This window comes from Alcanivorax sp. HI0083 (assembly GCF_001635175.1).
This window is the reverse complement of sequence record NZ_LWFX01001362.1, coordinates 1-1919: the sequence shown is the minus strand read 5'-3', so window position 1 is coordinate 1919 and position 1919 is coordinate 1. Positions and strand designations below refer to the sequence as shown.

At 57.9% G+C, this 1919-nt stretch carries 2 protein-coding genes and 1 pseudogene; all 3 read right to left on the bottom strand.

The features are described 5' to 3' along the window. Positions 1 to 302 (bottom strand): annotated as a pseudogene (locus A3754_RS20560) (SAM-dependent methyltransferase); the annotation flags it as partial. A gap of 5 nt (positions 303 to 307) precedes the next feature. Beyond that, entirely contained in the window at positions 308 to 1108 is an 801-nt protein-coding gene (locus A3754_RS20555) for a DUF1365 domain-containing protein (RefSeq protein ID WP_063521173.1), read from the bottom strand. After that, positions 1108 to 1919: NAD(P)/FAD-dependent oxidoreductase (locus tag A3754_RS20550; protein WP_197468747.1), on the bottom strand; the 812-nt coding region annotated here is incomplete at its 5' end. The genes A3754_RS20550 and A3754_RS20555, both read right to left, overlap by 1 nt.

Here is a 1919-nt window from a genome sequence, read left to right as displayed (position 1 = left end):
GGGCTGGACCAGCCCTGCTCCATAAACGCTTCCGCCGCCCCCAGCGCCCCACCGCTCATCATCATGCTGTAGGTGCGCCAGTCGGCCAGTACGATGTGCCCCAGGTCATTAGCCAGAGCGTTATTGTCCCGCACGGCGGAACCAAGCATGACCGTATTACCATCTGGCTCATCGATACGCAGGCCACCCCGCGGCAGTTTCTCAAGCTGATTCAACACCAGCGTGCGCGCCACCGATTGCGGCCAACTCAGTGTGCCGGCCTGGTCACCTTTATTGTCAGAGGCTTTATCGCCAGACAGCATTTGTCTCACTCCCTGTTTCCTTGATCGCATTCATCGCGCTTGCCAGCGGGGTGGCCATGGAAGACCGCCCCCTTGCGCCACAGTTTGAAGGCCTGCCAGTAAATACGTTTCAGCGTGGCCAACCCCTGTGCACCAAACCGGAAAATGCCCTTACCCATCATCGCCGGTTCTGACGCAAATAATTGCAATTTCACCCCGGCCTTGAAGACGGGAACCTGGTTCTCCCGGTCCTCTAACCCTATTCGCAGATCGGGTAAGGCAACGTGAAGATCCCAGTGATATTGCAGCAACATGGGCAGGAAGGGGGAGACATGGAAGGCTTTGGGGTGATCAACCACCAGGGCGTCGTTATCACCACAAGAAAACGTGAGCGGGTAAAAGTGGCGCTCACGCCAGGGGGTATTCTGCACCTCGGCAATCATGCTGTCGGGCTGGCTTTGCCCTTCAGGAAAATGCAGGTACAGCACCAGCGGATTGAACAGGGAACCAAACGTACGCCACTGCCCCAGCATAAAGGTCCGCCCCCGGGACCAGTCCAACCCCAGAGTGGCGGCTTTTTGCTGCACTTTTTCCGCCAGCGGCACGCAACGGTCATCCAGGTAGTCCCGGTCACGGAACGTTACCGGTCGCCATGCCCGGCCCCAGGCCCAGTGTCGTCCCAGCAACTCATCAATTTTTTCCAGATCGCACCAGACCATCCACAGCGGGTAGTCAAAGCGATGCGTAAAGGGTTGCAAGCGCTGATGCCAGACCCGCCCCTGGGCAATGGCACAGGACATTACCGCCTGCTCTGCCGAGGCACGCATTACGCAGCACTCCCCGGCTGCGCTGTGCCAGCAATGCCTTCCACCACGTTCAACGCAGACACCACACCATCTTCATGAAAGCCATTGCGACACCAGGCACCGGCAAACCAGGTACCCCGTTTGCCGTTTTCTTTCAGCAATTGCTCCCGGGCCGCCACGGTGTGCGGAGTGAACAACGGGTGCGCAAAACGGTAGCGGGCCAGGATCTGTTCTTCATCAATAAGGTCGGTGGCATTGAGCGTCACACAGAACGTTTCCGGGGCGCTGATGCCCTGCAGGATATTCATGTTGTAGGTCACCTGAACCCGCTCCTGATCCTGTTCAAACAATAGAGCATTCCAGCTGGACCAGACCCGCTCGCGACGGGGCAAAAGCCGGGTATCCGTGTGCAAGACCACCTCATTGTCCTGATAACCCAATTGCGACAAGGCGTCTTTTTCTCGCGCATCCGGATCATCCAGCAATGCCAAAGCCTGGTCGCTGTGGCAGGCCAGCACTACCTGGTCAAAGTGCTGCTCTTTGCCCTGTGCGGTGACGTACACCCCGTGATGATCTCGACGTATCCCCTGCACCGGTGTGGCGATATGAAACGCGGCCTCACAACCGTCCACCAGTGGCTGCACATATTGATTGGAGCCGCCCGGCACCACAAACCACTGCGGGCGATCATTCAGCGACAGCAGGCCATGGTTCTGGAAAAACTGAATAAAGAACCGGGCAGGAAACACCTCCATCTGCTCCAGTGAGCAAGACCAGATAGCCCCGCCCATGGCCAGAATATAATCCCGACAAAAGCGCTCACCGTAACCGT